The 3,078-nt window shown below is 57.4% G+C and carries 4 protein-coding genes and 3 tRNA genes; all 7 read right to left on the bottom strand.

Annotation, left to right across the window (positions count from 1 at the left end; translation table 11 throughout):
• Nucleotides 1–92, bottom strand: a 92-nt coding sequence (locus AC1MHZ_RS23305) for a GTP-binding protein (RefSeq protein ID WP_133295916.1), incomplete at its 3' end; no start/stop codon positions are given.
• An 80-nt stretch (nucleotides 93–172) separates the two neighbouring features.
• Nucleotides 173–248, bottom strand: a tRNA-Thr gene (locus AC1MHZ_RS23300).
• Nucleotides 249–276: 28 nt separating this feature from the next.
• A tRNA-Gly gene (locus tag AC1MHZ_RS23295) sits at nucleotides 277–350 on the bottom strand.
• A 23-nt stretch (nucleotides 351–373) separates the two neighbouring features.
• Nucleotides 374–458, bottom strand: a tRNA-Tyr gene (locus AC1MHZ_RS23290).
• A 144-nt stretch (nucleotides 459–602) separates the two neighbouring features.
• Nucleotides 603–1,028, bottom strand: a complete 426-nt coding sequence (locus AC1MHZ_RS23285) for a hypothetical protein (RefSeq protein ID WP_482967004.1) — start codon at nucleotides 1,026–1,028, stop codon at nucleotides 603–605.
• 7 nt (nucleotides 1,029–1,035) lie between these two features.
• Nucleotides 1,036–1,785: a pantothenate kinase gene (locus tag AC1MHZ_RS23280; RefSeq protein ID WP_084859032.1), complete on the bottom strand. Its 750-nt coding sequence runs from the start codon at nucleotides 1,783–1,785 to the stop codon at nucleotides 1,036–1,038.
• Nucleotides 1,775–2,734: a bifunctional biotin--[acetyl-CoA-carboxylase] ligase/biotin operon repressor BirA gene (birA, locus tag AC1MHZ_RS23275; RefSeq protein ID WP_084859033.1), complete on the bottom strand. Its 960-nt coding sequence runs from the start codon at nucleotides 2,732–2,734 to the stop codon at nucleotides 1,775–1,777. Before birA ends, AC1MHZ_RS23280 begins: the two co-directional genes overlap by 11 nt.
• Nucleotides 2,735–3,078: the final 344 nt, after the last annotated feature.

Below are 3,078 nucleotides of genomic sequence, written 5' to 3'. Positions count from 1 at the left end.
GCTGCGGTCAGAGTGGTCTTACCGTGGTCAACGTGGCCGATGGTGCCGACGTTAACGTGGGGAAGGGAACGATCAAACTTTTCCTTAGCCATCGATACAGTCCTCCGCAGAAGAAATAGTCATTGCTACTGATAAAACAAAGGCAGATATTTTCATATCTGCCTTGTTTATATGGAGCTCTTGAGCGGACTTGAACCGCTGACCTCACCCTTACCAAGGGTGTGCTCTACCAACTGAGCTACAAGAGCGAAACGCTTTTTGCAATAACAGCAAACTTGGAGCGGGTAGCGGGAATCGAACCCGCATCATCAGCTTGGAAGGCTGAGGTTCTACCACTAAACTATACCCGCGGAGCTTGCGGCTCTCGCTAAACTGGTGGAGGGGGAAGGATTCGAACCTTCGAAGTCGTAGACGTCAGATTTACAGTCTGATCCCTTTGGCCACTCGGGAACCCCTCCTAAGTGTGGGCGGCATTTTCAACTCTTGCCGTCCTGCTGTCAAGCTTTTTCTCATTAAAATCTTGAGGTTAGCTACTTTGACAACAGCTTCCGGTTCTACCACCTCAGTGGTGTTCCCTGCGAAGCGGGCGCCATTCTATCAAGCTATTCGGCAGTTGCAATACCCTCGCACAAAATAATTTTGTGTTTTAAGTCTTTGAAATCCTTGGAAAGACTGGAAAGGACTGCAGAGTCCAGCAAACGCTCGCTTTCAGCGGCCACCTTCAACCAGCGCCCCTCTGCCCCGGGCAGCTGCCCCGCCACCGGCACTGTAGCGATATCCAGGCTCACCAGGCGCTGACGCAGAGCTCCAAGCTGTTCCTGGGTCGCCAGCCCACCTACCACCAGGCACTCCTCACGGCGCCTGGCCGACGCAGAGGCTCCGGTCTCACGCAACAGACGAATCTCCTGCTGGTTACCTTTATAGAGAGAAAGAGGGGCCACTTCCTTGGCCTTCAGCGGCGCTTCCTGCTGATGCCAGACGTAATAGACGACATTGAGCACCACCAACAGCAGAAACAACCAACGCATAGGCACCTCAATCCAATGGACAGGCCATGGCCAGGCCGACGAAGACCAGGTCGGGTATCACCCGAGCCTGCGGGACCGACTCCTGCACCAGGGGCGCATCACCGCCGGTAAGGAATACGGAGAACGCATCCCCCCACAACGCACGCGCCTGCTCGATCTGCGTACGAGCAAAGCCTTGCAACATCAATACGCAACCTCGCTCGACCGCTTCAACAGTCGAATGCCCAGGAGCCAGGCTGCTCAAGGCGCGTTCCGCTGACGCATCGTCGTAACGGATCCTGCGGGTATGCGTACGCAGTTGGCTGCGCATCAGCGGCATGCCTGGGCAGATGTACCCACCGAGGTGCTGACCGTCAGCAGCCACGAAGTCCGCCTTGGCCGCCGTTCCCAGATCGATCACAAGGCAGGCGCCTTTCGCCAGGTGGTAAGCACCCAATGCGGCAAGCCAACGATCCATGCCCAGGCGCTGGTAGTCGTCATACCCGTTACGCACGCCAGCCATTTCCTGGGCGGGATGAGCAACCTGCACCCGCACACCGAAACGCTGCTCCAGTAGCGCGCAAAGCACATCGGTTTCATCTTCGCTGCGCACGCTCACCATGCGGCAGCCAATCAGCCGCTGGCCGGGCAGTCCAGCGACCTGGACCAACAATGCCTGGTCTGAGTCGACAATGCCACCGCCGACGATGGTTGCATCGCTGGCGTGGATCACCCGCCACTTGATAAAGCTGTTACCGCAATCGAGCTCAAGAATCATCACGCAACCTCAAACTGAGCTCTCCTGCACTGAAGCTCTTTTCCACGCCATCGACCTCAAGGCGTAGGGCGCCCTGCCCGTCAACCCCAAGCACCACACCATCGATACGGTTGTTACCCGCAACAAGCGATACCGCTCGCCCCTGCCAAAGGTTCGCCTGCTCCCATTCTTCCTGGAATGCCGCGAAACCGTAGCGACGATGGCGAGCCAGCTCATGCTGCAGTTGCTGGTTGAGCTGTGCGACGAGACGATTACGATCGACCATCATCCCGGCCTCACGCCTCATTGACGTCCATTGCTGATCAACCTGGTCATTGACCTGCATATTCACGTTGATGCCTATACCCAGCACGACGTGGCAGACATCTGCAGGATCTCCGACGAGCTCCAAGAGGATACCCGCGATCTTTTGCTGACCAACCAATAGGTCATTGGGCCACTTCAACCCGACCCCTACCAAGCCAAACCCCTGGAGGGTGCGCATGACAGCCAGGCCAACAACCAAACTCAGGCCTTCGAGCTGACGCATGCCGCCATCCACTCGCAGCACCAGGCTGTAATAGAGATTTTCAGCGAACGGACTTATCCACTGGCGACCTCGCCTCCCCCGGCCAGCGCTCTGACGCTCGGCCAACACCACGAACGGCGCAGATCGTCCTTCGCCGATCAAGCGCAAGGCTTCAGCGTTGGTCGAATCGATGGTGTCATGGATCGCGAGCGGCCAAGCTTCTCCGTGCGCATATTCGGCGATCGATTGCGAGTTGAGCAGGGTAAGCGGTGCAGCCAACTGATAGCCACGACCGCGCACCTTGTGAATAACAAGGTTTAATTCGCTTTCCAGGTGTTGCAGCTGTTTCCACACGGCGCTGCGACTCACCCCCAGTGCTTCCCCCAAGGCCTGGCCCGAATGGAACCGGCCATCCTTGAGGAGATTCAACAACTTCAGCATGCCAGTCTCGACCAGGAATAAGGCTGGCATGATAGCGACGCGTCAGGGGGCTTGCATAGGAAAAGGCGGCAATCCGGGAGCCATAGGGATGAAGATGATTTTTTTCGATGCGTCTTCTAGAAGAGGCCTTGTGCCGCGCAGCGGCCACCAACCCTGCCACCCCGATCACCCTGGTGCACCGCGTCGCCTGGGCTTACGGCCGCTGCGCGCCCGCTTCGCGGCACAAGGCCGCTCCTACAGGAGGAAGCGCGATTCTTTCGAGGACCAGAAAGACAAAACCCCTACCTGCTCACGCAGATAGGGGTTTTGCGAAATGAATCTTGACGATGACCTACTCTCACATG

This window comes from Pseudomonas sp. FA-1, assembly GCF_056856075.1.
This window is presented reverse-complemented; position numbering and strand designations above follow the sequence as displayed.

What these genes read in the sequence shown, in the direction of transcription:
- AC1MHZ_RS23285 (WP_482967004.1), bottom strand. Translation starts at nt 1,028, where the DNA reads ATGCGTTGGTTGTTTCTGCTGTTGGTGGTGCTCAATGTCGTCTATTAC.
- AC1MHZ_RS23280 (WP_084859032.1), bottom strand. Translation starts at nt 1,785, where the DNA reads ATGATTCTTGAGCTCGATTGCGGTAACAGCTTTATCAAGTGGCGGGTG.
- birA (WP_084859033.1), bottom strand. Translation starts at nt 2,734, where the DNA reads ATGCTGAAGTTGTTGAATCTCCTCAAGGATGGCCGGTTCCATTCGGGC.